Genomic DNA, 1,243 nt, shown 5'->3' with positions numbered 1-1,243 from the left:
TGGACTTCCGCCAGAGCTTCCTGACCGCGACCGGGGGGGAGGGTGTGGATGTGGTCCTCAACGCCCTGACCGGGGAATTCGTGGACGCGTCGCTGGAACTGCTGCCCCGTGGCGGCCGGTTTGTGGAGATGGGTAAAACCGACGTGCGGGATCCGGCCCGGATTGCCGCAGACCATCCCGGGGTGGTGTATCAGGCGTTCGACCTGTCCGAAGCCGGTGTTGACCGGATCGGGCAGATGCTGGGTGAGATCCTGGACATGTTCGCCGCTGAGGTCCTCCAGCCACTGCCGGTGAGGGTATTCGAGTCAGCTCACGCAGTGCAGGCCTTGCGCTACCTGCAAGCGGCCCGCCATGTGGGCAAGGTGGTGCTGCGGTTGCCGGCGGGGTTGGATTCGCGTGGCACGGTGGTGATCACTGGCGGGACCGGGGTGTTGGGTCAGTTGGTGGCCCGGCATCTGGTCGCCACCCACGGGGTCAGGCATCTGTTGTTGTTGTCCCGGCAGGGCCCGACCGCCACGGGATCAACGGAGCTGGTCGCTGATCTGACCGAGCTGGGCGCGCGGGTGCAGGTGACGGCGTGTGACGTCGCTGACCGGAATGCCCTGGCTGAGGTGTTGGCGGCGGTACCGGCCGAGCATCCACTGATCGGGGTGGTGCACACCGCCGCAGTGCTCGACGACGGGGTGATCGAGGCGTTGACGCCGCAGCGGCTGCAGACGGTACTGCGGGCCAAGGCCGACGCGGCGTGGTGGCTGCACGAACTGACCCAAGATTCGGATCTCGCGTTGTTCGTGGTGTATTCCTCCGCAGCGGCCACCCTCGGGTCACCGGGACAGGGCAACTACGCCGCGGCCAACGCCGTCCTGGACGCCCTGGCACTACGGCGACAGAGCGCGGGTCTGGTCGGACAGTCACTGGCGTGGGGACTGTGGGCCCCACAGTCGACGATGACTGGGCATCTCGACGAGGTCGACCTGGACCGGATGCGACGCAACGGCATCCTTCCCATGTCCTCCGAGCAGGGCCTGGCGTTGTTCGACGCGGCAGTGCGTACTGACCAGCCGCAACTCGTGCCGATCCGAGTGGACCTGGCCGCGCTACGTCGAGCCGGCGCCGGTAGCGTGCCGCCGCTGTGGCAGGTGCTGGCTGGCGGCTTCGCCCGCCGGGCGGCGACCACAACTGATACGCCGGTGGATCTGGCCGCCAGGCTGGCCACTATGGGAGTCGAGGAACGCCAGCGGAC

At 68.0% G+C, this 1,243-nt stretch carries 1 protein-coding gene; it reads left to right on the top strand.

Annotation, left to right across the window (positions count from 1 at the left end; translation table 11 throughout):
- Nucleotides 1-1,243: SDR family NAD(P)-dependent oxidoreductase (locus AB0883_RS30780; protein WP_366644774.1), on the top strand; the 1,243-nt coding region annotated here is incomplete at both ends.

The sequence above is a fragment of the Micromonospora sp. NPDC047812 genome (assembly GCF_040704175.1).
Lineage (GTDB): Bacteria > Actinomycetota > Actinomycetes > Mycobacteriales > Micromonosporaceae > Micromonospora.
Note: the sequence above shows the minus strand (reverse complement) of the source record. Positions and strands in the feature narration are given on the sequence as shown.